The organism is Xanthomonas sp. DAR 80977 (assembly GCF_041240605.1).
GTDB classification, from domain to species: Bacteria; Pseudomonadota; Gammaproteobacteria; order Xanthomonadales; family Xanthomonadaceae; genus Xanthomonas_A; species Xanthomonas_A bundabergensis.
Genome location: NZ_CP162487.1, coordinates 4,993,264 through 5,018,203 on the forward strand (window position 1 = coordinate 4,993,264; position 24,940 = coordinate 5,018,203).

25 protein-coding genes are annotated in these 24,940 nt (G+C 70.3%); 12 read left to right on the forward strand and 13 right to left on the reverse strand.

Going from position 1 to position 24,940, the window contains the following annotated elements; translation table 11 throughout:
• Positions 1 to 53 precede the first annotated feature (53 nt).
• From AB3X10_RS21260 to AB3X10_RS21275, 4 genes are all read right to left on the reverse strand, one after another.
• Positions 54 to 872, reverse strand: a complete 819-nt coding sequence (locus AB3X10_RS21260; protein WP_369977373.1) for an MIP/aquaporin family protein — start codon at positions 870 to 872, stop codon at positions 54 to 56.
• Positions 873 to 1,053: 181 nt separating this feature from the next.
• Entirely contained in the window at positions 1,054 to 2,568 is a 1,515-nt protein-coding gene (gene glpD, locus AB3X10_RS21265; protein WP_369977374.1) for a glycerol-3-phosphate dehydrogenase, read from the reverse strand.
• Between the two features lie 352 nt (positions 2,569 to 2,920).
• On the reverse strand, positions 2,921 to 3,775 hold the full coding sequence (locus AB3X10_RS21270; RefSeq protein WP_369977375.1) for a DeoR/GlpR family DNA-binding transcription regulator: 855 nt from the start codon (positions 3,773 to 3,775) through the stop codon (positions 2,921 to 2,923).
• 70 nt (positions 3,776 to 3,845) lie between these two features.
• Positions 3,846 to 4,505, reverse strand: a complete 660-nt coding sequence (locus AB3X10_RS21275; RefSeq protein ID WP_369977376.1) for a hypothetical protein — start codon at positions 4,503 to 4,505, stop codon at positions 3,846 to 3,848.
• Positions 4,506 to 4,656: 151 nt separating this feature from the next.
• Here AB3X10_RS21275 and AB3X10_RS21280 point away from each other — a divergent pair, with 151 nt between their 5' ends.
• Complete coding sequence (locus tag AB3X10_RS21280) at positions 4,657 to 5,130, forward strand: DUF1456 family protein (protein WP_369977377.1); 474 nt, start codon at positions 4,657 to 4,659, stop codon at positions 5,128 to 5,130.
• Between the two features lie 46 nt (positions 5,131 to 5,176).
• Positions 5,177 to 5,608 carry a hypothetical protein gene (locus AB3X10_RS21285; protein WP_369977378.1) on the forward strand — a complete coding sequence of 144 codons (432 nt, stop codon included), beginning with the start codon at positions 5,177 to 5,179 and terminating at the stop codon, positions 5,606 to 5,608.
• A gap of 71 nt (positions 5,609 to 5,679) precedes the next feature.
• Here the strand turns inward: AB3X10_RS21285 and AB3X10_RS21290 are convergent, their stop codons facing one another.
• Positions 5,680 to 6,174, reverse strand: coding sequence for a hypothetical protein (locus AB3X10_RS21290; RefSeq protein WP_369977379.1), 495 nt, complete (start codon positions 6,172 to 6,174; stop codon positions 5,680 to 5,682).
• 804 nt (positions 6,175 to 6,978) lie between these two features.
• Here AB3X10_RS21290 and AB3X10_RS21295 point away from each other — a divergent pair.
• A complete protein-coding gene (locus AB3X10_RS21295) occupies positions 6,979 to 7,797 on the forward strand; it encodes an HDOD domain-containing protein (RefSeq protein WP_369977380.1) in 819 nt (272 codons plus the stop codon).
• 82 nt (positions 7,798 to 7,879) lie between these two features.
• Positions 7,880 to 8,485, forward strand: a complete 606-nt coding sequence (locus AB3X10_RS21300; protein WP_369977381.1) for a hypothetical protein — start codon at positions 7,880 to 7,882, stop codon at positions 8,483 to 8,485.
• A gap of 228 nt (positions 8,486 to 8,713) precedes the next feature.
• Here the strand turns inward: AB3X10_RS21300 and AB3X10_RS21305 are convergent, their stop codons facing one another.
• The 3 genes from AB3X10_RS21305 to AB3X10_RS21315 form a co-directional block, all read right to left on the reverse strand.
• Positions 8,714 to 10,111, reverse strand: coding sequence for an FAD-containing oxidoreductase (locus tag AB3X10_RS21305; protein WP_369977382.1), 1,398 nt, complete (start codon positions 10,109 to 10,111; stop codon positions 8,714 to 8,716).
• Positions 10,108 to 10,572 carry a DUF4126 domain-containing protein gene (locus AB3X10_RS21310; RefSeq protein ID WP_369977383.1) on the reverse strand — a complete coding sequence of 155 codons (465 nt, stop codon included), beginning with the start codon at positions 10,570 to 10,572 and terminating at the stop codon, positions 10,108 to 10,110. Before AB3X10_RS21310 ends, AB3X10_RS21305 begins: the two co-directional genes overlap by 4 nt.
• Before the next feature lie 152 nt (positions 10,573 to 10,724).
• Entirely contained in the window at positions 10,725 to 11,972 is a 1,248-nt protein-coding gene (locus AB3X10_RS21315) for an exodeoxyribonuclease III (RefSeq protein WP_369981932.1), read from the reverse strand.
• Between the two features lie 76 nt (positions 11,973 to 12,048).
• On the opposite strand from AB3X10_RS21315, the gene AB3X10_RS21320 reads away from it, so the two are divergent.
• The 5 genes from AB3X10_RS21320 (at position 12,049) to AB3X10_RS21340 (ending at position 15,335) form a co-directional block, all read left to right on the forward strand.
• Positions 12,049 to 12,249 (forward strand): hypothetical protein, encoded by a 201-nt coding sequence (locus AB3X10_RS21320; protein ID WP_369977384.1) that lies wholly within the window; start codon positions 12,049 to 12,051, stop codon positions 12,247 to 12,249.
• A gap of 113 nt (positions 12,250 to 12,362) precedes the next feature.
• Positions 12,363 to 12,848 carry a hypothetical protein gene (locus AB3X10_RS21325; RefSeq protein ID WP_369977385.1) on the forward strand — a complete coding sequence of 162 codons (486 nt, stop codon included), beginning with the start codon at positions 12,363 to 12,365 and terminating at the stop codon, positions 12,846 to 12,848.
• A gap of 549 nt (positions 12,849 to 13,397) precedes the next feature.
• Positions 13,398 to 14,318: a hypothetical protein gene (locus tag AB3X10_RS21330; protein WP_369977386.1), complete on the forward strand. Its 921-nt coding sequence runs from the start codon at positions 13,398 to 13,400 to the stop codon at positions 14,316 to 14,318.
• A 16-nt stretch (positions 14,319 to 14,334) separates the two neighbouring features.
• Positions 14,335 to 14,676, forward strand: a complete 342-nt coding sequence (locus AB3X10_RS21335) for a hypothetical protein (RefSeq protein WP_369977387.1) — start codon at positions 14,335 to 14,337, stop codon at positions 14,674 to 14,676.
• Between the two features lie 302 nt (positions 14,677 to 14,978).
• On the forward strand, positions 14,979 to 15,335 hold the full coding sequence (locus AB3X10_RS21340) for a DUF1428 domain-containing protein (protein WP_369977388.1): 357 nt from the start codon (positions 14,979 to 14,981) through the stop codon (positions 15,333 to 15,335).
• Positions 15,336 to 15,441: 106 nt separating this feature from the next.
• On the opposite strand, the gene AB3X10_RS21345 is transcribed toward AB3X10_RS21340, so the two are convergent.
• A complete protein-coding gene (locus AB3X10_RS21345; protein WP_369977389.1) occupies positions 15,442 to 17,592 on the reverse strand; it encodes a TonB-dependent siderophore receptor in 2,151 nt (716 codons plus the stop codon).
• Positions 17,593 to 18,040: 448 nt separating this feature from the next.
• On the opposite strand from AB3X10_RS21345, the gene AB3X10_RS21350 reads away from it, so the two are divergent.
• The gene (locus AB3X10_RS21350; RefSeq protein WP_369977390.1) at positions 18,041 to 18,868 is read left to right on the forward strand and encodes a lysophospholipid acyltransferase family protein; all 828 of its coding nucleotides are present in this window, start codon (positions 18,041 to 18,043) and stop codon (positions 18,866 to 18,868) included.
• A gap of 28 nt (positions 18,869 to 18,896) precedes the next feature.
• On the opposite strand, the gene AB3X10_RS21355 is transcribed toward AB3X10_RS21350, so the two are convergent.
• The 4 genes from AB3X10_RS21355 to AB3X10_RS21370 all read right to left on the reverse strand — a co-directional run bounded on the left by AB3X10_RS21355 (position 18,897) and on the right by AB3X10_RS21370 (position 22,801).
• Positions 18,897 to 19,253 carry a hypothetical protein gene (locus AB3X10_RS21355; protein ID WP_369977391.1) on the reverse strand — a complete coding sequence of 119 codons (357 nt, stop codon included), beginning with the start codon at positions 19,251 to 19,253 and terminating at the stop codon, positions 18,897 to 18,899.
• A 117-nt stretch (positions 19,254 to 19,370) separates the two neighbouring features.
• Positions 19,371 to 20,192, reverse strand: a complete 822-nt coding sequence (locus AB3X10_RS21360) for a DUF6348 family protein (protein ID WP_369977392.1) — start codon at positions 20,190 to 20,192, stop codon at positions 19,371 to 19,373.
• A gap of 61 nt (positions 20,193 to 20,253) precedes the next feature.
• Positions 20,254 to 21,738, reverse strand: coding sequence for a sensor domain-containing diguanylate cyclase (locus tag AB3X10_RS21365; protein ID WP_369977393.1), 1,485 nt, complete (start codon positions 21,736 to 21,738; stop codon positions 20,254 to 20,256).
• Positions 21,739 to 21,865: 127 nt separating this feature from the next.
• Positions 21,866 to 22,801 (reverse strand): GAF domain-containing protein, encoded by a 936-nt coding sequence (locus AB3X10_RS21370; protein ID WP_369977394.1) that lies wholly within the window; start codon positions 22,799 to 22,801, stop codon positions 21,866 to 21,868.
• Between the two features lie 320 nt (positions 22,802 to 23,121).
• Here AB3X10_RS21370 and AB3X10_RS21375 point away from each other — a divergent pair, with 320 nt between their 5' ends.
• Both AB3X10_RS21375 and AB3X10_RS21380 read left to right on the forward strand, forming a co-directional pair.
• A complete protein-coding gene (locus AB3X10_RS21375; RefSeq protein WP_369977395.1) occupies positions 23,122 to 23,355 on the forward strand; it encodes a hypothetical protein in 234 nt (77 codons plus the stop codon).
• A gap of 16 nt (positions 23,356 to 23,371) precedes the next feature.
• Positions 23,372 to 24,814, forward strand: coding sequence for a DUF692 domain-containing protein (locus tag AB3X10_RS21380; protein WP_369977396.1), 1,443 nt, complete (start codon positions 23,372 to 23,374; stop codon positions 24,812 to 24,814).
• The last annotated feature ends 126 nt before the right edge of the window (positions 24,815 to 24,940 follow it).

Here is a 24,940-nt window from a genome sequence, read left to right on the forward strand (position 1 = left end):
CCGGAATGGTGGGAGCGTGCCGGCGGCGCCGGCACCGGTTGGCGCGCGCCGGCTCAGGCCCGGCGCGAGGCCGCTTCTTCCTCGAGCGCTTTCACCCGCGCCGGCAGGAACGGATAGATCAGCAGCTGATAGGCGCCGCCGCCGACCACGCCGCCGATCAGCGGGCCGACGATCGGGATCCACCAGTAGCTGTTGGCCGACGGCAGCGCCGAGGAGCCCCAGCCGGCGAAGTAGGCGAACAGGCGCGGCCCGAAGTCGCGCGCCGGGTTGATCGCCCACGCTTCCAGGTAGCCCATCGAGGCGCCGATGGTCGCCACCAGCAGGCCGATGATCAGCGCGCCGGAATTGGCGGTGGGCGCGGCCTCGTTGTAGCGCTCGGTGATGGCGAAGATGCCGAAGATCAGGAACGCGGTCAGGATCACCTGGTCGCGCAGCGCGTGCATCGGCGTGATCGCCAGGCCCGGCGCGGTGAAGAACACGCCGGCCGCGCCGCCCGCCTCGCGGGTCAGCTGATGCGCCTGGTTGTAGTGGTCGATCACCGGCGAAAACAGCAGGTAGACGATGCCCGCGCCGAGGAACGCGCCGACCACCTGCGCCGCCCAGTACGGCAGCACCTTGTTCCAGGCGAAGCCGCGGAACACCGCCAGCGCCAGCGTCACCGCGGGATTGGCGTGGGTGCCGGAGACCGAGCCGGTGACGTAGATCGCGATCGTCACCGCCAGGCCCCAGGCGATGCACACGCCCCAGTAGGCGTTCTGGTACGGACTGGGGTCGTACAGCACGTACATGCACGCCACCGAGCAGCCGAAGGCGATGATGATCACCATCGCCACCGCCTCGGAAATCAGTTCGCCGAGCAGTTGCCGGTTCATGCGCCTCGCTCCCGCACCGCTGTCGTCGTCTTGCCGGTCGTGCCTGTCGTCGTCTTGCCCATGCCTGCCACCCTCCACGGTCGTTCCCAGGTTCGCGCGCGGCGGCGGATGCCGATGCGCGCGGCGATTGCGCAGGCGCGGCCGGCGCCCGGAACAGGGCACGCCGGCCGCGCTGCTTGCCTCATGCGGGCGCGGCGGCCACCGCGGCCGGCGCCTGCTGCAGATAGTCGATCAGGCGCTGGCGCCCGGCCGCGTCGATGCGCAGGCCGAGCTTGCTGCGGCGCCACAGCAGGTCGTCGGCCTCGGTCACCCATTCGTGCCGGCGCAGGTAGTCCACTTCCGCCTGGTACAGGTCGGCGCCGAAATGCGCGCCCAGCTCCTGCAGCGAGGCCGCCTCGCCCAGCAGCAGCGTGGCGCGGGTGCCGTAGTTGCGCGCCAGCCGCGTGGCGGTCGCCTCGCCCAGCCACGGCCGCGCCGCGTGCAGTTCCTGCGCCAGCGCGCGGATGTCGCGGCGTTCGCCGCCCGGCAGCGGCGCGCCGCGCGCGGTCCAGGCCGGCGCCTTGCGCCCGGCCTGCGCGACCAGCCGGTCTACCGCTTCCTCGGCCAGCTTGCGGTAGGTGGTGAGCTTGCCGCCGAACACGTTGAGCAAGGCCGCGCCGCCATCGGCGTCCAGTTCCAGCAGGTAGTCGCGGGTGACCTCGGCGGCGTTGTCCTCCTCGTCGTCGAGCAGCGGGCGCACGCCGCTGTAGCTCCACACCACGTCGCTGGGCGCGATCTGCTTGAGGAAGTAGCGGTTGGCCGCCTCGCACAGGTAGCGCGTCTCCTCGGCATCGATCTTCGGTGCGGACGGATCGGCGCGGTAGTCCACGTCGGTGGTGCCGATCAAGGTGAAGTCGTGCTCGTAGGGGATCGCGAACACGATACGCCGGTCCGGCTGCTGGAAGATGTAGGCGTGGTCGTGCTCGAACAGCCGCGGCACCACGATGTGGCTGCCCTTGACCAGGCGCAGCGCGTGGTCGTGGCCGACCTTGGCCACGTCGTCGAGGAACTGCACCGCCCACGGCCCGGCGGCGTTGACCAGCGCGCGCGCCTGCAGCTCCTGGCGGCGGCCGTCGGCGTGCTGCAGCGTCGCCTGCCACAGGCCGCCGACGCGGCGCGCGGCGACGCAGCGGGTGCGGGTCAGGATCTTCGCGCCGCGCTGCGCGGCATCCAGCGCATTGAGCGCCACCAGCCGCGCGTCCTGCACCCAGGCGTCGGAATAGACGAAGCCGGTGCGGAATTCCTCGCGCAGCGGCGCGCCGACCGGGTCCGAGCGCAGCGCCATGCGCCGGGAACCGGGCAGGGTGCGGCGGCCGCGGCCGAGATGGTCGTACAGGAACAGGCCGGTGCGGATCATCCACGCCGGCCGCAGGTGCGGCTGGTGCGGCAGCAGGAAGCGCAGCGGCCAGATGATGTGCGGGGCCAGGCGCAGCAGCACCTCGCGCTCGGCCAGCGCCTTGCCGACCAGCGCGAACTCGTACTGCTCCAGGTAGCGCAGCCCGCCGTGGATCAGCTTGGTGCTGGCGCTGGAGGTGTGCGAGGCCAGGTCGTCGCGCTCGCACAGGCACACCGACAGGCCACGGCCCACCGCATCGCGGGCGATGCCCACCCCGTTGATGCCGCCACCGACCACCAGCACATCGTAGATCTCGCTCATTGCCTGACTCCGGAAGCGCCGCGTCCCCGGCGGCAAGCGCCTGGGTCACGACGGAGGACGAAAAGATCGTAAACGAACATTTTCGAACATATCACGCTGCAGTGCAGCGTAGCGTCGAGGCGGGCGACGACAAGACGAGAGGATCAGAAGGCCGGGATCAGCCGATTTTTGCCCGCTTACCGCCCAGGAGGGCGATCGCTGGCACGGTTTCACGTCACAATAACGAAATAATACGAACATAAACGCACACGAAACGCCTGTTCGTTCGGCGAGCGCCGCGTCCAAATCCGACCAGCGCGACCGCCGCAGCGCGCTTTTCCCGGCAATGCGCAGCGCATGCGGCCGACGCCGCTCAGTCGGGATCGGCGTCGCTGCCGGCCACCGCGTGCGCCTCGGCCTCGCCGCGCTCCTCGCCCTCGGCGACGAACACGCGGGTGCCGGCCTCGGCCAGCACCGCGGCCAGCTCCGGCGGCGGCGCGCGGTCGGTGAACCAGGCCTGGACCCGTGCGATCGGCCCCAGCCGGACCATCGCATTGCGGCCGAGCTTGCTGTGGTCGGCGGCCAGGAACACCTGCCGCGAGTGCTCGATGATGGCCTGCGCCACCCGCACCTCGTGGAAATCGAAATCCAGCAGGGTGCCGTCCGGATCGATGCCGGAAATGCCGATCACGCCGAAATCCACCTTGAACTGGCGGATCAGCTCGATCGTCGCCTCGCCGGTGACGCCCTGGTCGCGGCCGCGCACGCGCCCACCGGCCACCACCACCTCGAAGCTCGGATTGGCGCTCATCATCACCGCCACGTTGAGGTTGTTGGTGATCACCCGCAACCCGGTGTGCCCCATCAGCGCCCGCGCCACGTCCTCGTTGGTGGTGCCGATGTTGATGAACAGCGAGGCGTCGTCGGGGATGTGCTGCGCCAGCAGCGTGGCGATGCGCCGCTTCTCCTGCGCCTGCAGCGACTTGCGCGCCGCATAGGCCAGGTTCTCCACGCTCGAGGGCAGGCTGACGCCGCCGTGGTAGCGGCGCAGCAGGCCGGCCTCGCACAGTAGCGCCATGTCGCGGCGGATGGTCTGCGGGGTCACCTCGAAGCGAGTGGCCAGCCCTTCCACCTCGGCATAGCCCTGTTGCCGCACCAGCGCGACCAGTTGTTCCTGGCGCGGATTGAGCGCGGGCACCGCGCTCGGCTTGGGGATCGTGTTGTCCATGCGCCGATCATGGCGCATGCGCGAACGGATGCAAACGCCGGCGGCCGCCACCGCATCGCGCGCGGACCGATCAGCGCAGCCAGCGGGCGACCGCGGAGCGGCGCATTCCCAGCAAGCGCGCCAGCGCATCCTGCTGCGCGACGCTGCCGCTCAGCCTGCACTCCGCCGGTGCGGCGACGTCCATGCACAGGCGCGCCGGATACGCGGCATCCTGTAGCACCCGGTAGCCCCAGACGATGCCCTGGTCGTATACGCCGCCGCCATCCAGATCGACCAGGTAGTTGGCGAAGCGGGTGACCGTCTCGCCGTCGATGCGGCCTGCCGCGACGGCAACGCACGCGCGCGGCGTGCCGATCAGGCTGCAGTCGGTGGCGCCTACGGTGCGCACGGGCTGGCCGGCGTAGTACGCCGAATGCGCACCGACGCGGGCGTCCGGCTCGCCGTACAGGCAGCGCGTGAGCGGCAGCTGCGCCGAGTCGGTTGCACGCTTGTCGACGCTCCAGGGGCCGGCCCGGCCGTGCCCTACCCCACTGGCCTGCGGAAAGCACAGCTGGATCAGGCCCAGTTGCCGCATTTGCGGCGGATCGCGGCCGAAACGCAGGCGAAAATCGGCGCCGTAGCGCAGTCTCGCGCCGTCTCCGAAGAGGTTTCCGGACACCGCCAGATACGGATACAGCTCCAGGGCAAACCCGCTCTGCCGGTAGCTGCGCCGCGCCGTGTAACCGTGCATCGTCCGCCCCTGCGACCCTGGAGATGGAGCGCATCGGCTCCAGTCCTACAGACGCGTCCCGGCCATGCCTGTGAACCGCCCCACGAACCGCGCTGCGGCTGCCGCTAGACTACGCACCCCGCCGGACGCCACCGGCAGCACCGGACCGGCCATGATCAACAACGACGTACTGCGCTCCATCCGCTACATGCTCGACCTGAGCGACCAGATGATCGTGGACACGGTCCACCTGGCCGACCCGGCCTTCCCGATCGACAGGAGCGAAGTCCCGGCCTACCTGAAGAAGGAAGACGAGGACGGCTTCGTCGAATGCAGCGACCTGGTCCTGGCGCATTTCCTCGACGGGCTGGTGTTCCACTACCGCGGCCGCGACGACAGCCTGCCGGCGCGCCCGGTGGAGACCCGGGTCACCAACAACGTGGTGCTGAAGAAGCTGCGCGTGGCGTTCCAGCTCAAGGACGTGGACATGCACCAGATCTTCGCCGACGCCGGCTTCCCGGTCTCCAAGCCGGAGCTGTCGGCGCTGTTCCGCCAGCCCGAGCACAAGAACTTCCGCCTGTGCGGCGACCAGCTGCTGCGTAATTTCCTGAAGGGGCTGACGCTGCGCATGCGCGCGGCCGGCTGAGGCAGGTCGCGCCGCGGCCGATGGCAGGACAGGACCCGGAGCCAGGATGAAGAAGGTGGCCGCCTACAGGATCCAGGGAACCGTCCTGCTGCAGGCGATGTCGTTGACCGACACCAGCCTGTGGATCGCGCATGGGGAGGTTCTCTCCATCCCCGCGGACGATCCAGCCGGGCTGGCAAGCGCGATCAGGCAATCGCTCGACCATTCGATCGAAGACGTCGCGCACCCGCCGCAGTCCGAATGGAAGCACATCCAGCGTCCGATCCTGCACGCCGCCGGCGTCAAAAATTGGGCCGCCCTCGGCAAGAAGGCAAAAGCCGTCGGCATCGAATGGGCCGGCGATACGCTTGCCTTTATCCCATGCGTCGATTTCCGCCACGACGGCGGAGAGGACAGCGACGAGCACACGATCCACTGCGGCATGGATGACGCACGGCTGGGCGCCAAGTTGCTGGAGGCCTTCGAGCACGCAAGTTGAGGCGATGTCGCTGCGTACCGGCACCGCCGGCACGCGCAGCCAGGCGCCGCGTGCGCCGCGCCGCGGGCCGCTCAGCGGATCCGGTAGACCCGCGCCTTCGGCAGGTCTTCGTCCACCTGCAGGAACCAGCGTCCGGCGATGCCGGGCACGACCTTGATCGCCGGCGAGGCCAGCGCGGTGCGCAGGGTCATGCTGCCCTTGAGCACCTTCCACTGCTGGCCGTTGTCCAGCACGAACACGGTGCCCGGCGCCCAGCCGGCGACCTCGCCCTGCACGCGGGCGCTGATCGGGCCGTCGTCCAGGCCGATCATCATGCCCTGCTCGGCCTGGCTGTCGCCGGCGGCGGTCGCCGGCATCGGCGCGGCGGGTCGCGCCGGGGCCTGCGCCGCCTCGCGCGCATCGGCGTCGCGCAGCAGGCGGTTGAGGGTGGTCAGCTGGGTCGGCGTCAGCCCGACCTCGCGCAGCTGCTCGGCACTGAGCCGGCGCTCGATCTCCACATACCCCGACTGCGCCAGCGCAGCCGGTGCCGCCAGGGCGCATGCCAGCGCCAGCACCACGTATTTCATCGTTCGATCCTGCCGCCTTCGCGGATGAGCAAGGCCACGCGGCCCGATGGGACCGGCTCCCCAGTCCGGCGAGTTTGGGTCAGTCCGGTGACAACGGGATGACACGCCGCGCCGGCGGCGGACCGGATCGCCTGCCCGTCGCCCGGCACCCGGCGATGCGGCCGCGCCGCTGTTCGGCGCCGCGCCACGATAGCGGCCACGGCGATCGCAGCGCGGCGGCACGGCCGGGCGCTCGCCTGCGGACACCGCCGAGTCCCCGGCGCCGGGGGGCCGAGTGAGCCCCTGCGGAGTGAGCGGGGCGCCATGGCGGATTCGGATGGGCCGACCGCCGGGGCGCTCCGCGATCGCAGCGCGGCGACGCTGCCGGGCGTTCGCCTGCGGACACCGCCGAGGCCCCGGCGCCGGTGGTCCGAGTGAGGCCCCTGCGGAGTGAGCGGGGCGCCATGGCGGATTCCGATGGCCCGACCGCCAGGGCGCTCCGCGATCGCAGCGCAGCGACGCGGCCGGGCGTTCGCCTGCGGACACTGCCGAGGCCCGGCGCCGGGGGGCCGAGTGAGGCCCCTGCGGATTGATCGGGGCGCCATGGCGGATTCCGATGGCCCGACCGCCAGGGCGCTCCGCGGCGCATTGTTCATACCCGGGACGCAGTGTCCAGCCGCCACCGCCAGGACGGAGCATGCCCGACGGTGTGCACGCCCCATGCCGCGATTCGGTCTACGATGCGCGGGGTTCGCCGCCCCTGGCGGGCGCCGCCGACCCCCTGCGCCGACGGTGTCCCTTCCCGCTCTGTCTTGAGGTCCCCACATGAAACTAGAGGTGCTGTTCGACCAGCTGCACACCCTGCCGACCATCCCGAAGGTGGCGCAGGAGCTGATCCTGCAATTCGACAATCCCACCACCAGCCTGGACAGCGTGGCCCGCAGCATCGAGCGCGACCCGGTGATCGCGGCCAAGGTGCTGCGCCTGGCCAACTCGGCGCGCTTCCGTGGCGCGCGCGATTCGACCAGTGTCGAGGATGCGGCGCTGCGGCTGGGCTTCAACACCTTGCGCACCCTGGTGCTGGCCTCGTCGATGACCGACGCCTTCCATGCTCCGGCCCATTTCGACCTGCGCGCGTTCTGGCTGCACAGCTTCGAGGTCGCCGGCGTATGCCGGCTGCTGGCCCGGCAGAAGGGCCTGGACGCGGAAACCGCGTTCACCTGCGGGATGATGCACAACATCGGCGAGCTGCTGATCCAGACCGGCGCGCCCGACTATGCGGCGCAGCTGCACCCGGACGCGTCCTCCAGCGGCCGCGCCGCCGACGAGACCGTGCAGCTGGGCTTCGGCTACCCGGAAGTGGGCGCCGAACTGGCGCGGCGCTGGCACCTGCCGGAGGTGATCCAGACCGCGATCGCCTACCAGGCGCGGCCGCTGCAGGCGCCGGAAGGCCAGCCGATGCCGCGCGTGGTGGCGCAGGCGGCGCTGGTCGCCGATGCGCTGGAGCGTTTCGACGGCGCCACCGCGGAAGCGCGGCAGGCGGTCAGCGGCCCGCTGCTGGACGACGTGGACCTGGACGCGCTGTTCGCCGCGCTGCCGGACGTGATCGAGGCCGACCGCGCGTTCACCGAAATGCTGCGCTGAGCCCAGCGCCGCGACGTTGATGGCGTGCGGCCGCGGCGGCGGCAGCACGCATTCCCATGTGCTTTTCGCCAGGAGGTGTGCGATGGGATACACGATCGAAGACGTGCAGGGCTGGATCGGCGAAGCGACCTTGACCGAATGGAAGCAGCTGACGCCGACCAACATTCCGAAACCGCATGGTGGCTACACCTACACGGACAAGGATGCCCAAGCCACGAACACCAGCGGTTCGGCCGCCGCGTGGATCGAGGGCAAGCTGAAAGCTCTCGATACGACCGCGAAGGAGTTCGGCGGAGCCCAGAAGATCGGAGGGTTCTGGATCAAGCTGGGCGCCATCACCAAGAAAACCAAGATCGGGCGCTGCCTGCACATGTCCGGCGTGGCGGCCGTGGATCTGCTGAGCAACGCCAACTTCGACAACGTCAAGATCTCGATCGTCGGCAGCACCGCCTACGATCACCACTTCGTGGTGCTGGATATCTTCAATGCCACCGACAGAGCGTGGCAACGCTTCATCGTCGACATATGGCAGGGCCGTGTCGACCAGAGCAACACCTTCGTCTATACCGATGCCACTCATCCGTACTATCGACGCGGCGAGCTCGCGACCTTTTTCGAGTTCGATTACGGCGCCGGCAAGCGGAAAATCGATACCGCCTTGATCGCGGAGGCCAAGGCGGTGAATTGAGCGCAGCGTCTCCGAGCTGCGGTCAGCGAGGCAGGACGGAAACGATATCGCGTTGCGGTCCGACACCAGGCCAGGCGCGCCACCGGGGATGACCGAACTGCAAGCGATGCCGGACCGAGGTGGGTGCAGCGCCCCCCGCAGCCGCTGCAGCGGAAAGCGATTGCCCAGCGCCATGAGCGCGGCACGGCGCAATGGCGGCGATCGAACGGACGGCTTGCGCTCGCGGCTTCAGGTTGCGGCCCCATCCGCCACCTCGGCCTGCAGCGCGCCGACCACGCTCGGCCACAGTTCCGACACGGTCGGGTGGATCGGCACCGCCCATTGCAGGGTCTCGAACGGCTGCTCGGCGTTGATCAGGTCGAGCACGCCGTGGATGGCTTCGTCGCCGTTGATGCCGAGGATGGCCGCGCCGAGGATGCGGTGGGTCTGCGCGTCGGCCACCAGTTTCATGAAGCCGGCGGTCTCGCCGTTCTCGCGCGCGCGCCCGACCTGGGTCATCGGCCGCTTGGCGAACAGCAGCGGCCGGCCGCTGGCGCGCGCCTGCGCCTCGGTCATGCCGACCCGGCCCAGCGGCGGATCGGTGTACAGCGCATAGCCGGGCACGCGCTGCAAGACGCGGCGCTGGCCGCCGTCGAGCAGGTTGGCGGCGACGATCTCGTAGTCGTTGTAGGCGGTATGGGTGAACGCGCCGCGGCCGTTGCAGTCGCCCAGCGCCCACACGCCCGCGGCGCTGGTCGCCAGTTCCTCGTCCACCGTGATGTAGCCGCGCGCGTCGGTGGCGATGCCGGCGTGCTCCAGGCCCAGGTCGTCGGTATTGGGCTGCCGCCCCATCGCCAGCAGCACATGGCTGGCGACCACCTCCGGCGCGCCATCGTGGCAATCCACCCGTACCGCCACGCCCTGCGCGTGCGGCGCGAAGGCGATGCACTGCGCGTGGGTGCGCACCGCCACACCCTCGCCTTCCAGCACGTTGCGGATGCAGTCGGACACGTCCTCGTCCTCGCGCGCGATCAGCCGCGGCTGCTGCTCGACCACGGTGACCTGGGCGCCGAGGCGGCGGAAGATCTGCGCGAATTCCAGGCCGATGTAGCTGCCGCCGATCACCGCGAGGTGCCGCGGCACCTCGCGCAGCTGCAGGATCGAGGTGTTGGTCAGGTAATCGATCTGCTCCACGCCCGGTAGCGCCGGCACATGCGCGCGGCCGCCGACGTTGAGGAAGATCCTCGGCGCGGTGATGCGTGCGTCGCCCACGCGCAGCAATTGCGGCGCCTCGAAGCGGGCATGCCCGCGCAACACGGTCAGGCCGCGCAGGCCGCCCAGCCACTGCTCCAGGTTGTCGCGCGCGCTGTGCGTCACCGCATGCGCGCGCGCCATCACCCGCGCGATGTCGATGCCGACCTCGCCCTGCAGCTGCACGCCGTAGTCGGCGGCGCGCCGCGCCAGGTGCGCCACGCGCGCGCTGGCGACCAGGGTCTTGGTCGGCATGCAGCCGGTGTTGACGCAGGTGCCGCCGAGCAGCTGGCGTTCGACCAGCGCCACCTGCATGCCGGCCGCGACCAGGCGCGCGGCCAGCGACGGACCGGCCTGGCCGGCGCCGACCACGATCGCGTCGAACGCGCGGCTCATCGCAGCAGCGCCATCGCCAGCACGCCCAGGGCGATCGCCACCGCGTCCTCGAGCAAGGCGGCGGGCAGGTCGCGGCCGAAACGCTGCGCCAGCGACGCACGCGCCGCGGCGCCGCCGAAGGTGCCGAGCACCGCGCCGAGCGCGCCGGCGACCATCGCCGCCACCCACAGGCCGCCGGCCATGCCCACCGCCGCGCCGCACAGGCCGCCGGTGGCGATGCGGGTGCCGAACTGCAGCGGCACCTTGCGGCTGGGCGTGCCCGGCAACTGGTCGGTGACCAGCTCGCCGACGGCCAGCAGCGAGACGATCCACGGCGTGAAGCGCCAGCCCAGGAACGCCAGGGGCGTGCCGACCAGCGGCAACACGCCCAGGCTGGCGGCCCAGCTGACCACCGCCGGCGCGGTCATCGCGCGCAGGCCGGCGACGATCCCGATCAACAGTGCGACGACGAGCAGGCTCATGACGGCGACTCCGGCAGGTGGCGAAGGGAAACCCGGGACAACCTGGCAAGCGCGGCGTACCGCACGGCAGGCGGCAGCGTCGCCTGAGTATAGGCAGCCCTGCACGGCGCCCGCCATGCACGGACGATTTGCGCACGCGCATGCAATGCGGGTCAGGGGGTCCGGGCTGGCTTTGCTCGCCTTGTTGGCTTGGCTGGCTTCGCCGGCTTGGCTGCCTCGGCCAGCTTGTCCGCTTTGCCGGCCTTGGTTGCTTTAGCCGGTTTCGCGGGCCTGGCCTGCTCAGCGCGCTTGACCGCGTTGGTCGCTTTGGGCGACTGCACGGATCTGGCCGCCCCAGTCGCTTTCGCCTTGGTCGCCTTGGTCGCCTTGGTCGCCTTGGTCGCCTTGATCGCCTTGGTCGCCTTGGTCGCCTTGGTCGCTTTGGCCGCTTTGGTCGCTTTGGTCGCTTTCGTCGACTTGGTCGATTTGGTCGGCGCGAGCGGCTTGGCGATTTTCCCGGCGCTCGCCGGCTGCATCGGTTTGGCCGGCTTCGCTGCCTTTTCCGTCTTCGCAGACCCGCCGGTCTTCGCCGGGCCGGTGGCCTTGTCGGTCGAAGCAGCGAGGCCGCCGCGCTGCGCGCTGCCCTTCAGCGCGACCCAGGCCGGCGCGTGGTCGCTGGCATGCGGCTGGTCGCGCACCCAGCGGTCCACGCCGGCGTCGTGCAGGCGCGCGGCCAGCGCCGGGTTCAGCAGCAGGTGGTCGATGCGCAGGCCGGCGTCGCGCTGCCAGTGCTGGCGGAAATAATCCCAGAACGTGTAGATGCGGCGCTCGCCATGCACCGCGCGCAGGCTGTCGGTCCAGCCCTGCGCGAGCAGGTCGGCGTAGGCCTGGCGGCTTTCCGGCTGCAGCAGCGCATCGCGCAGCCACGAGGCCGGGTTGTAGATGTCCGCATCGGTGGGCACCACGTTGAAGTCGCCGATCAAGGCCACCGGATGCGGCAGCGCGGCCAGCTGCCGCGCATGCCGCTGCAGCCGCGCGAACCAGTCCAGCTTGTAGTCGAACTTCGGCCCCGGGCGCGGATTGCCGTTGGGCAGGTACAGGCAGCCGACCAGCACGCCGTGCGCCATCGCCTCCAGGTAGCGGCTCTGCGTATCGCGCGCATCGCCCGGCAGGCCGCGCCGGCTCTCCACCGGATCGCTGCCTTTGGCCAGCAGCGCCACCCCGTTCCAGGCCGACTGCCCCTGCCACAGCGCGCCGTAGCCGGCGGCATGGATCGCCTGCAGCGGGAAGCCGGCATCGGCGCTCTTGAGTTCCTGCAGCCCGACGATGTCCGGCGCCTCGCGCCGCAACCATTCCAGCAACTGCGGCAGGCGGCTGCGGATGCCGTTGACGTTGTAGGTGGCGATCTTGAGCGTCTTCATCGCATGCGCCAATGCAGAACCGGCCATCACCTTGCCCAAGCTACGCTCGGCGCATCGTGAAAACCGGCAGGCGCCCATGACCCCACTCGACAAGCCGCTGCGTCGCGCGCTGGAGATCGACGGCACGCTCTACACGCTGAGCATCGACCCGCAGGGCCTGACGCTGACCGAGAAGGGCCGGCGCAAGGGCCTGGTGTTGCGCTGGAGCGACCTGGTCAGCGGCGATGCCGCGCTGGCCACCGCGCTGCAGGCCTCGCTCGCCGCCGCCAGGAAGTGAACGCCAGGCGCGGCAGCGCGCGGCCGCCGCGACAGCCGGCATGCCTGCAGGATGCCGTCGGCCCGAACCGGTGCTATTTTCGCCGGACCAGGCAACCGGCAAGGAGCAGGCACATGCACTCGCGCAACCGCACCAGTCCAGGGACGGGCCTGCGCCCGCGCGCCACGCGCCTGCCGCGCCTCGCCTTGCTGGCGCTGGCCGCACTGGCCGGCGGCGCCAACGCGCAGCAGGACTCGCTGCAGATCGCGAGCAGGACCACATACGCGGCAGGGACGCCGGAATGGCGCCAGCTCCGCGACTGGCTGACGCAGCATGCGTCGGCGATCGACGGCAAGCGCCTGGGCGATCCCGGGCAGCTCGGCGCGGTGACGCTGGCCTACAGCGCGACCAAGCCGGTCACCACCGGCACGGTGCCGCGGCCGCTGCCCTTGCCTGCGACCGGTACGCCTGGCGACAGCATCGGCATCTCCTCGTGCGCGCAGGGCTACACGCAATCGTGGAACTACATTGCGGACGATAGCCAGGGAAATCGCTGGACACTGCAGTCCTACTCGCTGAAGCAAACCGAACCCTGCCCCGGCGGCGCCAGCCAGGGTTGACGTCCGCAGGGTTCGCCGGGCACGGCCATGCGAGACCGGATGGCGCGTCTGCCGCCGGCTTCGCCGCCTGCAGGAGCGGTTCCGCGTGGCCTCGTGCCATCGACCGCGACCGACGACATGACGGACCTGCAACAGCCAACAATGGGTCGGGGCTGAAGCCCCTCCCGCGGCGCATCCAGTCGCCCCGCGCAAGCCCCTTGTGGGAGTGACTTCAGTCGCGACGGGCTCTACCGACAACGCGGGTCGCGATCGACGTCGTCCCCACGATTCGCAGCCCTTGGATCGACGCGACGCCCGCTGGACTGGCCGCGCAGCGACCCGCATGCGGCCATCGCGACGCCAGCCCGGGACCGCCATCCGGGCATCGACCCTCCATCCGCCCGCCCCCCGGCAACCCCGCCGCGGGCGCCTGGCCGGTCCGCGCGGCTTCGCGCGTTCGCTAGGAGGACGCCACCGCGCCAGGCATGCCGCCGGCGCCATCCCGCATTCATGCAGCCGCTCGCGCGGCGTCCGCGAGCGTGCCTGCACGCAACATCCATGGAGAAGCACATGTTAAGGATCGAAATCGAACTGTTTTCCGGCCGCCCCAATCCCGTCTGGTACGTCACCGACAGCGCCGAGGCCGACCGCCTGCTCGGCGAGGTGAGCGGCAACGAGGGCGTGATCGCCCGCCCCGGCGCCGGCTACGACGGGCTGGGCTTCCGCGAGGTGCGCGTCGAATTCCTCGAAGAGACGCCGGCCAAGGTCAAAGGCGTCCCGCGCCAGTTCGCGCTCGCCTCCACCGCCAGCCGCGACTTCAAGGCCTCCGGCGCGCTCGCGCAGCGCCTGATCGAAGCCATGCCGCTGCGCTCCAAGGTGCAGTTGCTGGAACACGCGCTGACCCCGCTGGACGCCAAGCTGCGCGAGGGCGTGCTCGAACGCCTGCAACGCTACCTCGCCGACCCGCCGCGGCCCACGCCGCCACCACCGGCGCCGCCGCGCAGCTCGCTGCGCACCACCATCAAGGACGAAAAGTGCGGCAAGTGCGAATACGAGGTGAGCCAGTACAACCCCGGCTTCTGGAACGGCGCCGGCGTCATCGGCCACAACAACTGCTACAACTACGCGCGCAACTGGCGCACCAACACCTTCGCCCAGCCCGGGCGCGCGCATGGCGCGATGACCTCGACCATGGCCTGCAACACGGTCAGCGCCGCGGCCATGGCCGACGGCCTGCGCAAGCGCTGCGACTGCCTGAGCGAGAAGGAATACCCGCGCCGGCTGATGGCGCTGGTCATCGACCCGGGCTACGACTACCACTGGTACCGGCACCAGCGCGGCGGCTTCTGGGGCCACAAGCCCGGCGGCACCGCCGCGCGCAACTACGACAACAGCGGCCAGCTGATCCTCAACCCGGAAACCTGCAACCGCGGCGGCTACACCCACTTCTGCGGCTACTTCTACGCCGGACGCTCGGTGGTCATCAACTGAACCTGACGGAAGGGCGATGCGCGTCGAGCTCGACATCTACAGCGGCCAGCCGAATCCGTGCTGGGACCTCGACGCCATCGCCGCGCGCGGACTGCGCCAGCAGTGCGAGCGCCTGCCACGCGTGCCCACGCCGGCCGCCACGCCGCCGGCGCTGGGCTACCGCGGCTTCCGCTGGCAGGACGGCTCGGCGATCTGGCATGCCCATGCGGGCGAGGTCACGGTCGGCGCCGCCGTCTACCGCGATGCCGCATTCAGCGTGGAACGCTACCTGCTGGCGACGCTGCCGCCCGCCTTCGCGCACCTGCACGCGCGCGTGCAGGCGGCGATCGAACGCGGCGGGCGCTCCGGGCCGGAGTGAAGCGCGCGACGCATCCGACCGCGCGCACCACAGGGAGTCGCTGGCCATGGCGCCGACTGGCACAGCGAAGCGGCGGCCGCCGCCGTTCCTTCCCGCGTCACGCAGGCCATGCATCACGCCACGCCCGCCTGGCCTGCGCCAACCAGGCGCGTTCGCGGCCTCGTGCAGCGGCCGGCTTCACACGGCCGCGGTGCCGTGGCGGACAGGATCGCCGTGCCGGCAAGCGCATGTCGATTTCCGGCCCCCTCGCACGTCGTATCCAGCAAGGCGCCCATCCCGGCGCGCCGCATCCGGAGGTTCCCATGTCGTATGTCGATGGTTTCGTGCTGGCCGTGCCCACGGCCAACAAGCAGAAGTTCCTCGAACACGCGCGTATCGATTCGGTGTTCATCGAGTTCGGCGCGCTGCGCGTGCTCGAGTGCTGGGGCGACGACGTGTCGCGCGGCCAGCAGACCGACTTCTTCCGCGCGGTGGATGCCAAGGACGACGAGACGGTGGTGTTCTCGTGGATCGAATGGCCGGACAAGGCCACCCGCGATGCGGGCATGCAGAAAATGATGGAGGACCCGCGCATGGACCCGGCGAACAACCCGATGCCGTTCGACGGCAAGCGCATGATCTACGGCGGCTTCGTGCCGGTGCTGGAACTGAAAAGATAGGCGCGCAAGCGGACGGCATGCGACGCGCGCTGCGCCGCCACAGCGGCATGCCGCCCGCGCCTGCCGCTTCATGCCGCGCCGCGGCGACGGCGCAGCGCGGGGCCGCTCAGAACCTGTAGCTGAAGCTCAGCGTCGCATTGCGCCCGGCGGCGTAGTACAGGTTGCTGTACTCGTCCAGCACGAAATACTTGCGATCCAGCAGGTTGCCGGCGTTGACCTGCAGCGAGGCCTGCGCGGTGAAGTCGTAGCGCGCCATCGCAGTGAGCAGGGTCACCGAGGCCTGGTCCACGCGCTGCGGGCCGTTGGGTCCGTCCACCGCGGCACGGCTGGCGGACTGCCAGTTGGCGCCGCCGCCCACGCTGAGCCGGTTCCAGGCACCGGGCAGCCGGTAGGTGGTGAACAGGCGCACCAGCGTGCGCGGCAGCGCGGTGCGCAGGTCGGCGCCGTCCGGGCCCTCCAGTTCGAAATGCGACCAGCCGAACGCCGCATTCCAGTCTTCGCTCAGGTCCCCCGACGCTTCCAGTTCGAAGCCGCGCGAGCGCGTGCCGTCCACCGCGACGTAGGCCTGGGTCAGGCCGTCGGGCAGGGTCTTGCCGACGTCGGCCTCGGCCACGTTGTCCTGGCGGGTGTCGAACAGCACCAGCGCGGTGTTGAGGCGGCCGTCGAGATGGCGGCCCTTGAGGCCGATCTCGCGGCTGCTGCCGAGCACCGGATCGAGGAAGCTGCCGTCGCTGCGGCGGTTGTCCTGCGGGTCGAAGATCTCGGTGTAGCTGACGAACGCCGAATACACCGGGGTGATCGCGTAGATCAGCCCGGCGTAGGGCACGGTCTTGCGGTGGTCGTGGCGGAACACGCCGCTGTAGAGGTCGTCGGTGTCGTTCTTCCAGCGGCTGTAGCGGGCGCCGACGACCAGCGTCAGCGGCTCGGCCAGCGACAGCCGCGCGGCGGCGTAAGCGCCCTGCTGGTCGGTGCGGATGTCGGTGACCTTGTCGGCGGCGGCGGCGAACTGCGGAAACGGATAGTCGCCGTTCCACTGCAGGAAATCGCCGATCGGCGCCAGCGACTCGGTGGCGTTGACCCAGGATCTCTTGCTGTAGCGCGAACCGCTCAGGCCCAGCACCAGCTCATGCTCGCGGCCCCAGGCCTGGAACGGCCCGGACGCGTACACGTCGAGCATGTTCTGGCGGCCGTGGTCGCGGCTGCGGTAGGCGTAAGGGTCCAGCGTTTCGCCGGTGACGCGGTTCGGGAACCCGTAGACGTAGAACAGCGCCATGTCGCCGTCGGTGCTGCGGTGGCTGGCCAGCGCGCGCAGCAGCCAGCCATTGCCGAACTGGTGCTTGAGATCGGCGAAGGCGGTGGCGGTGGTGGTGTTCCAGTAGGTCCAGTCCGCGGCGCTGCTGAAGCCGCGCGGCCATTCGAGAAAGCTGCCGTCGTCGTAGAACACCGGGTAGGTGCCCCAGGTCACGCCCTTGGGCCGGTTCTTCTGGTAGTCGTAGCCCACGCTCAGCGTGGTGGCGGCGCCGAGGTCGGCATCGACCACGCCGTACAGCACGGTCTTCTTCTTGCTGTAGCGGTCCAGGTAGGAATCGCCCTGTTCGTAGGCGCCGACCACGCGCCCGCGCACGCTGCCGTCGGCCACCAGCGGCGCGGCCACGTCGACGCTGCCACGCCAGGTGTTCCACGAGCCGACGCTCAGCGCCGCGTCGACCTGCAGCGTGCGGCTGTCGGCGCGCTTGCGCACGAAGTTGATCGTCGCCGACGGGCTGCCGGCGCCGGTGAGCAGGCCGCTGGCGCCGCGCAGCACCTCGATGCGCTCGTAGATGGCCGTATCCAGGCTGGCGTCGGCGGACCCGGAATTGATTCCCGGCGCGACCGGCACGCCGTCGTAGGCCATGTTCTCGACCAGGAAGCCACGCGCATAGAACAGCACGCGCTCGGTGTCGTAGGCATTGGAGGACACGCCGGTGACGTTGTCGAGCACGTCGCGCACCGAGGTCAGGTGCTGATCCTCGATCCGCTGCGCGGTGACGATGCTGACCGACTGCGGCGTCTGCTGCGGCGTCAGCGCCAGGCGCGTCGCCGCCGCGGTCTGTTCGACCGTGTAGGAACGCGCGCGCTCGGCCTTGACGTTGATCGCATCCAGCGTGGTCGGATCGTCGGTGGCGTCAGGCTGCGCCGCGGCCGACACCGCGAGGGACAGGCCGACCGACAGCAGGCTCAAGCGCAGCGCAGTGGCGCGGAGATGGAAAGCGGACATGGAAAAACCCCTGGATGAAGTGAGACACAGGCAGGCGGCCTGTGCGGACTCTCACGACTGGGGCTGGCGGCAACTGCGGCTTGCGCGTCGTCAAGGTCGCCAGTTTAGCGCAGCGCGTTGCGCCCTTCACGGCGCACTCGCCGTCTGCACGTCTGTACGTCTGTACGTCTGTACGTCTGCACCAGATTGATTCACCTCTTCTCCCATAGGGACCACGGCCCCCTTTTCGGGGGAAGGTGGCCGCGCAGCGCCGGATGAGGATACGCGCGAAGCCGCATGCGCCTGCATTCCACGAAGCTTCGCCCGTACCCTCGCCCCCACCCCTGTCCCGGCGGGAGAGGGGCTCGGCGCCGCCGCGCGGCGCGCGCGTGCCGCCGGCCGCATCGGCGCTGCGGCGGCGCGGTAAACTGCGCCCTGCATCCAGCGGCCCTCGCGCCCCTTCCACGCCATGCACGTCGCCCACCCACGGACCGCGTCCCGCTCCCTGCTCGCCCCCCTTCGCCTGCCCGCCAAGCTCGCCGCCTTCCTCCTGGCCAGCGCGACGCTGGTCCCGCTGCAATGGCTGTGCATGCGCTTCACCCGCGGCCGCGGCGCCTTCGTGCTGCCGCGGCTGTGGTTCGCCTGCCTGCGCAAGGCCATGGGCATCCGCGTCGAGGTCGTGGGCACGCCGCGCAGCGGCGGCGGCACGCTGTTCGTCGGCAACCATGTTTCGCACTTCGACATCGTGGTGCTGGGCAGCCTGCTGCGCGCGCGCTTCATCGCCAAGAACGACATGGAGCGCTGGCCGGGCATGCGCCGTCTCGGCGCGCTGGCGCAGACCCTGTTCATCAGCCGCCGGCGGATCGACGCGGCCACCGTGGCCGCGGCCGTCGCCGCGCAGATCCGCCCCGACCACGACGTGGTGCTGTTCGCCGAAGGCACCACCTCGTCCGGCGAGCGCGTCGCCCCGTTCAAGTCGAGCCTGTTCTCGCTGTTCCTGGGCGGCGACGCCGGCGCCCGGCCATGGACGCTGCAACCGTTCACCCTGCAGGTGCTGTCGGTCGATGGCCGCAGCCTGGCGCACGGCGGCGAGCGCGACGCCTACGCGTTCTACGGCAGCATGCAGGCCGGCGCCCACGTCGCGCGCTTCCTGCGCTCGTCCGGCGCCGTGGTCAGGGTCACGTTCCATGCGCCGATCGCCATCGCCCATGGCAGCGACCGCAAGGCGCTCGCACAGCAGGTGCACGGCATCGTGGCATCGGCGCTCGTGAACCAGGCGCACGACGGAGCGCGATAGGCCGGCGCCGCCGCGCCTGTTGCCGCGCCTAAGGATCGTTGGGCCGACTGCGCGAACAGGTGGCGATGAAATAGGGAACGCCGCTGGCCTGGGCGTCATGGAAGAACAGCAACCAGCGCTTGCGCACGCGTCCGTTATGGTTGCTGGCGCTCAGCGGGTCGGCCAGCTGCGTGCCGCACATGGCGGTAGACAGCGTGGTCCGGGTTTCGAAGATCTGTGCAGGCGCCAACGGGCCACGCATGGAACGCGTCACCGTCCAGCGCGCCACCTCGACCATGCGTGCGGGAGCCGAGGCCTCGGGCGACTCCTCGCGCCGCAGCGACAGCATCTCCGCTTCCACCGCGACCGCCGCATGCGCCTGCGCGTCCTCGGCGCTGTCGTACATGCTGCAACTGCAGGCCGAGGCCGCGAACGGCACCAGGCTCAGCAATACCGCCAGCAACGTCCTCATCTTCGTGCCCTCAACGCTTGTCTGGCGAACGGGACGCCGCTGCCGGCGCTGTCATGCAGGCAGCGAATCGGGCGGACGCACCACCACGTACTGTTTGCGGAACTCGAGCGCCGCATGCGCCGGCCAGGTCGCGGCATAGCGGCGCAGGCATTCCGCGCCCTCGGCGAAGTCGACGCCATTGATCCGGCAATCCGCCGCGACCGCGCCCGCTGCGTCGCGCGAGGCGAACAGGCGGATTCCCAGCATGCGTGCATCGTGTTCCAGCACCGGCTTGAATGCCTCCAGGCTTTGCGTGAACAGGCAGCATGGGCAGAACGCGTGCGCCTGCTCGTCGGCATCGCCGGCATCGCCGACATCGCAGGCAGCGGTGTTCGCAGCGCCGCCCAGCCGCGCGACGGGTCCAAGCACGACCTCCCGCCGGTGCGCGGCGGGCGCCGGAAAGTCCAGTTGCAGCGTCATGCAACTGCGCTCCTGCTGCGCAGCGGACACCGCCTCGGACAGCGCGACCAAGTCGGTACGCGCCCACGTCGCGAATCCCGACACCAGACTCTGTTCCGTATCCGCACCCGAGGCATGCTGGAACTCGGCGATGCCGTCGGGGAACAGCGCTGGATGGCGAACCTGGATGATCGTGGCGGTACGGATGCCGTCCGGCGGCAGCTCGACCACCTCCAGCAGTTCGACGAAGACCTGCAGCTCCTCCCCAAGGGCGATGCGGTCGTCCTGCAACACAGGCGTCCATCCTTCGCGCTCCAGCACCTGCGCCAACAATGCGAGCAAAGCGCGATCAGGGGACGCATCGCTTGCGGCATCGGCCGGGGCGGGCTCGGGCAGGCGCTTGTCGGCGAAAAGGCGCAGCAGCTGTTTCAGCATTCACGGTCCAATGGCAAGGGAAGGGGCAGTCGCGGCGGCCGGCATCGGGTTCCCGTGCCGCTCAATCCTGGCCGGCCGCGGCATGCACGCGGTCGCGGCCGGATTCCTTCGCCGCATACAAGGCCTCGTCGGCACGCGCGAGCAGTTCCTCGGCGCCGAAGGGCGCGGGGAAGGAAACGAAGCTGTAGGCGCCGGCGCTGATCGTCACATGTCCCAGCGGGCTGCCGGCATGCTCGATGCACAGGTTGCGCACGGCCTGGACGATGTGTTCGGCAGTGGCCGCGGTCTCCTGCGGACCGGACGCCGGCAGCACCACCGTCAACTCCTCGCCGCCGTAGCGCACCGCCAGGTCGCCCGAACGCCGCGCATGGTTCTTCACCGCGTTGGCCACCGACTTGATGCAGATGTCCCCGGCCGGATGTCCGTAGAGATCGTTGTAGCGCTTGAAGTGATCGATATCGATCATGATCAGCCCCAGCGGGCTGGAGGTCCGTCGCGCCCGGCTGATCTCGGCCGGCAGCACCGCGTCAAGCTGCCGCCGGTTGGCCAGGCCGGTGAGGCTGTCGTGCAACGCGATCTTCTCCAATGCCGCGTACGCCAGGCGCAATTCGTCTTCGGCGCGCACGGTCTGCCGGATCTGCCGCGACAGGAAGAAGCCGAACAGGATCGGAATCGGCAGCACCAGCCCCAGCACGATCAGCGACCGGTACAGGTCCGCATACCAGGGGGCGAGGATGGCGCGCTTGGAGATCCCGGCCATGACCACCAACGGGTAGCGGTCCAGGCGCTCGTAGCCGTACATGCGTTCGACCTTGTCGGTGATCGCCACGATCGTCGCCACGCCGCGCGGCGCGCGCGGCAGATAGGTGCGGAAGATCTCGCCCTTGGCGATGCTCCTGCCGATCACCGCAGGGTCGAACGGACGCCGGACCAGGATCGTGCCGGTATCGGAGGCGAGCACCACCACGCCCTGCGCATCCATGCGGAATTCGGAGTAGAAGCTGGAAAAATAGGACACCTTCAGCGTCACCAGGAACACGCCGCCGAAGCTGCCGTCCGCCCGATTGATGCGCCGGGACACCGGAATGACCAGCTCGCCGGTCGATCGGCTGCTGATGACCTCGCCGATATGGACCGCGTTGCCGGGATGGGTCCGGTGATAGACGAAGTAGGCGCGATCGGCATTGTTGGCGTTTGCGGGCGTCGCGTCCTTGTCGGTCACCACCCAATTGCCTTCGCTGTCGTAGACGAACAGGCCATGCAATTGCGGCAGGCTCTTGACCTGGCGCTGGAACAGCGCGTGCATGCGCCGCCGGTCCATGGTCTCGATGCCATCGGTTTCGATGCGTTCGACGACGCCCAGCGACAGGATGTCGGCTTCCTTGATCGCATCCTCGGCGTGCTGCCCGATCGAATGGGAGATGTTCTCGGTGGTGACGCGCGCCAGATCGAAGGCGTGGCGATAGCCGATCCATGCCTGGTACGCGGTCGTGGCGATCAACAGCAGCAGCATGGCGACCACGAAATACGGGACCAGCCGCAGCATGAAATGTTGCCGAAGGCGCGGCGGCGTCATGCCTGTCCCGCCAGGGGTGCGCCGGCAACGCGGCATCCTCCCTGCGCGCCGACGCGCCCGGCGGCCGCGCCGCGAACATGGGGGCGCCGCAGCGCCATCAGGCGCCCTGCCACGGCCAAGGCGATCCACCACCATCGCGCGCGACGACGGTGACCACGACGGCCGCGGCCGCGTCTTCTCCGTCGCCGACGACGACATTGAGCCAGACGCGGCTCCCACTCCCCTCCTGCACGTTCAACACCGCCTGGTGGAAACCGCCCGCACGCGCGCACGCCGCCAGGTCCAGCGACGCGCCGTCCTCGCCCGCCCACAGCGCCTGCGCGTGGCCGCCCAGCAGTGCGGTCTCCGTGTGCCCCGACAACGCGCACAGCGCCCGGTTCACCGCCGCCACGCGTCCTTCCGCATCGACCACCGCCAGGCCGAACGGCGCCGCCTGGAACGCGCTGCGCATCGCAGCGCCGGTCAGTGGCGAAGAGCCGTCCGGGGCGGCGCCGGACTCCGCGCCCGGGCCCGCGCGCCGCTCCAACAGATGGCGCTCCGCGCGTGCGGCCAGCTCCAGCAGCAGCGTCACCTGTTCCGCATCCAGTTGCCGTGGCCGCGTGTCCAGCGCGCACAGCGTGCCCATCACCAACCCCTGCTTGCCGCGCAGCGGGACGCCGGCATAGAAGCGCACGTGCGGCTCGTCCTGCACCAGGGGGTTGTCGCGGAAGCGCGCGTCGCGCAACGCATCCTCCACGACCAGCAGCGCATCGGCGTAGAGGGCATGCGAGCAGAACGAGACATCGCGCGAGGTCTCGCAGACATCCAGCCCCACCTTGGACTTGAACCACTGCCGGTTGGCGTCCACCAGCGTCACCGTCGCGATCGGCACCTGCAGGCGCTCGGCCAGTTCGCGCGTGATCCGGTCCAGCGCCTCCTCGGCCGGGGTGTCCAGCACATTCAGGCTGCGCAGGAAGCGCAGCCGGGTCTCCTCGTTCTGGGGATAGGGCGCGATGAGCATGGGAGGCAGTGGCGGCCGGTCACCCAGGATCATACCCGCGACCGGGGCTGTGAAAGAACTGCCCGCCCCGGCGCCCGGGCAGGACGCGACCCGCGGCGGACACAACCGGCCATGGCCGTACCGACCGCGTGCCGCACGGCGCCGAGTCCGCGAAGCAGGATCCGGCGAGCGTTCGTAGACAGCGTTGGCCGCCGTGCCGCACTCCCTGCGTTGTTATCGGCAGGCAACCGCGACCGGCGCGGCGTCCCCCGACCCGCACAGGACACCGGCACGGTTGCCTGCCTGCCGCGCCGCGCGCCCAGACATGGACCGCGTCCGCGCAGGTCCTTCCCAACAGTTCATGGAGAACGCAAATGAAGAGCGCAAGGGCAGTCCCGTCGTTCCGGTCCCCGCATGCCGTCACCATCGCGGTGCCGGTCAGCGTCGGCAACGACATCGAACAACTGAACAAGGTGACCCGGGAAATCCTCGGCCGGCTCGGCTGCGCAGGCTGCCATTCCGGCTTCGACTTCCGTTTCGTGATCGAACGCGACTTCCGGGTCAATCCGGCGCTGGAGATCCACGAGTTCTCGCCGCGCTTCGGCTGAGCGGAGCGCATCGGCGATGCATGCCCTGCCCGAGCTCGGCGTCGGCCTGGTGCTGTGGCCGGAGTTGATGCCGGTACTGGACGAGGACGACGGCGCGATCGGGGTGGTCGAGATCGAACCGGAATTCTTCTGGTTCGAGACCGGCAACGCGCAGGCGCCGATGCGCATCGACACCGGCATGGTGCGGCAGCTCGCCGAGCTGCCGCACCATAAACTCGTGCACGGCGTGGCCTCGCCGGTGGGCGGCTCGCTGGCGCCGGATCCGCGGCGGCTGCGCTCGATGCGCGAGGTGGTGCAGGCGCTGGGCGCGCCGTGGGCCAGCGAGCACCTGAGCTTCAATGCGGTGCCGGTGGCCGGCGGCCCGGTGGATTCGGGCTTCCTGCTGCCGCCGCTGCAGACCGTCGAGGGCGCGCACCAGGCGGCGGCCAACATCCGCGCGATGGCGCACGGCCTGCAGGTGCCGTTCGCGGTGGAGAACAACGTCAATTATCTGCGCCCGGTCGATGGCGAGCTCAGCGATGGCGCCTTCATCGCCGAAGTGGTGACGCAGGCGGACTGCGGCATCCTGCTCGACCTGCACAACCTGTGGACCAACGAACGCAACGGCCGCCAGCCGGTCCGCGAGGCGCTCGCCGCGCTGCCGCTCGAGCGCGTGTGCGAGCTGCACCTGGCCGGCGGCTTCGCGCACCGCGGCTACTGGCTGGACGCGCACTCCGGGCTGGTCGACCAGGAGCTGATGCGGCTGGCCGCGGAGCTGGTCCCCGCACTGCCCAAGCTGCGCGCGATCGTCTTCGAGATGTTGCCGAGCTACCTGCCGCAGGTCGGCATCGCCGCGGTGCGCAGGCAACTCGACGGACTGCACAGCCTATGGGCGTTGCGCCGGCCCGGCGCGCGCCTTCCGCACCCGGAACCGGTCGTGTGCCGCACCGGCAGCGACGCCACGCCTTCGCCGGGCGACTGGGAGCGCACGCTGGGCGCGCTGGTGCGCGGCGATGCGCCCGAAGCGCACCCCGTCGCCGCCTTGATCGACGATCCCGGCGTCGCCCTGCTGCGGGAACTGGCCAGCAATGCGCGCGCCGGGCAGATCGCCAGCGCGGCGCGGCTGACCACGCGCATGCTGCTGGCGCATGGCGGCGAAGCCGCCTTCCGCACCTTGTTCGACGCCTATGCCGCCGCGCAGCCGCCACGCCAGTTCGCCAGCAGCGAAGCGCTGGGTTTCCTCGAGCATGTGCAGCGCGCAGCGCCGGCGATTCCGCGGCTGGCCCAGGTGGTCATGTTCGAAAGCGCGGTGATCCATTCCGCCCTGTGCGGCGACACGCGCACCGTCGCCTTCGACGGCGATCCGGTGCCGCTGCTGACCGCACTGGCCGAACGGCGCGTGCCGCCACCGACGCAGGCGCCCGGCAGCGTCACGATCGAACTGCAGCGCGGTGCGGTCACCGCCATCCGCGCACGCTAGCGCCTGCACCGCAGGCGGCGCATGCATTGCGGCGCGCGCGGCGGGTGACGTGTCACGCGCACGACATCGGGATTTTCTAGCCTGGCGGCCACGCCGACGGCCGCGGCCGCCAAGGAAGCTCGCCAT

Bases quoted from the DNA above. Each gene is read 5' to 3' on its own strand.
- AB3X10_RS21310 (WP_369977383.1), bottom strand. From the start codon at position 10,572: ATGAGCCTGCTCGTCGTCGCACTGTTGATCGGGATCGTCGCCGGCCTG.
- AB3X10_RS21355 (WP_369977391.1), bottom strand. From the start codon at position 19,253: ATGTACGACAGCGCCGAGGACGCGCAGGCGCATGCGGCGGTCGCGGTG.
- AB3X10_RS21280 (WP_369977377.1), top strand. From the start codon at position 4,657: ATGATCAACAACGACGTACTGCGCTCCATCCGCTACATGCTCGACCTG.
- AB3X10_RS21365 (WP_369977393.1), bottom strand. From the start codon at position 21,738: ATGCTGCGGCTGGTCCCGTATTTCGTGGTCGCCATGCTGCTGCTGTTG.
- AB3X10_RS21315 (WP_369981932.1), bottom strand. From the start codon at position 11,972: ATGAAGACGCTCAAGATCGCCACCTACAACGTCAACGGCATCCGCAGC.
- AB3X10_RS21260 (WP_369977373.1), bottom strand. From the start codon at position 872: ATGAACCGGCAACTGCTCGGCGAACTGATTTCCGAGGCGGTGGCGATG.
- AB3X10_RS21350 (WP_369977390.1), top strand. From the start codon at position 18,041: ATGCACGTCGCCCACCCACGGACCGCGTCCCGCTCCCTGCTCGCCCCC.
- AB3X10_RS21305 (WP_369977382.1), bottom strand. From the start codon at position 10,111: ATGAGCCGCGCGTTCGACGCGATCGTGGTCGGCGCCGGCCAGGCCGGT.
- AB3X10_RS21320 (WP_369977384.1), top strand. From the start codon at position 12,049: ATGACCCCACTCGACAAGCCGCTGCGTCGCGCGCTGGAGATCGACGGC.
- AB3X10_RS21335 (WP_369977387.1), top strand. From the start codon at position 14,335: ATGCGCGTCGAGCTCGACATCTACAGCGGCCAGCCGAATCCGTGCTGG.
- AB3X10_RS21330 (WP_369977386.1), top strand. From the start codon at position 13,398: ATGTTAAGGATCGAAATCGAACTGTTTTCCGGCCGCCCCAATCCCGTC.
- AB3X10_RS21325 (WP_369977385.1), top strand. From the start codon at position 12,363: ATGCACTCGCGCAACCGCACCAGTCCAGGGACGGGCCTGCGCCCGCGC.
- AB3X10_RS21290 (WP_369977379.1), bottom strand. From the start codon at position 6,174: ATGAAATACGTGGTGCTGGCGCTGGCATGCGCCCTGGCGGCACCGGCT.
- AB3X10_RS21345 (WP_369977389.1), bottom strand. From the start codon at position 17,592: ATGTCCGCTTTCCATCTCCGCGCCACTGCGCTGCGCTTGAGCCTGCTG.
- AB3X10_RS21270 (WP_369977375.1), bottom strand. From the start codon at position 3,775: ATGGACAACACGATCCCCAAGCCGAGCGCGGTGCCCGCGCTCAATCCG.
- AB3X10_RS21370 (WP_369977394.1), bottom strand. From the start codon at position 22,801: ATGATCCTGGGTGACCGGCCGCCACTGCCTCCCATGCTCATCGCGCCC.
- AB3X10_RS21360 (WP_369977392.1), bottom strand. From the start codon at position 20,192: ATGCTGAAACAGCTGCTGCGCCTTTTCGCCGACAAGCGCCTGCCCGAG.
- AB3X10_RS21380 (WP_369977396.1), top strand. From the start codon at position 23,372: ATGCATGCCCTGCCCGAGCTCGGCGTCGGCCTGGTGCTGTGGCCGGAG.
- AB3X10_RS21285 (WP_369977378.1), top strand. From the start codon at position 5,177: ATGAAGAAGGTGGCCGCCTACAGGATCCAGGGAACCGTCCTGCTGCAG.
- AB3X10_RS21300 (WP_369977381.1), top strand. From the start codon at position 7,880: ATGGGATACACGATCGAAGACGTGCAGGGCTGGATCGGCGAAGCGACC.
- AB3X10_RS21340 (WP_369977388.1), top strand. From the start codon at position 14,979: ATGTCGTATGTCGATGGTTTCGTGCTGGCCGTGCCCACGGCCAACAAG.
- AB3X10_RS21295 (WP_369977380.1), top strand. From the start codon at position 6,979: ATGAAACTAGAGGTGCTGTTCGACCAGCTGCACACCCTGCCGACCATC.
- AB3X10_RS21375 (WP_369977395.1), top strand. From the start codon at position 23,122: ATGAAGAGCGCAAGGGCAGTCCCGTCGTTCCGGTCCCCGCATGCCGTC.
- glpD (WP_369977374.1), bottom strand. From the start codon at position 2,568: ATGAGCGAGATCTACGATGTGCTGGTGGTCGGTGGCGGCATCAACGGG.
- AB3X10_RS21275 (WP_369977376.1), bottom strand. From the start codon at position 4,505: ATGCACGGTTACACGGCGCGGCGCAGCTACCGGCAGAGCGGGTTTGCC.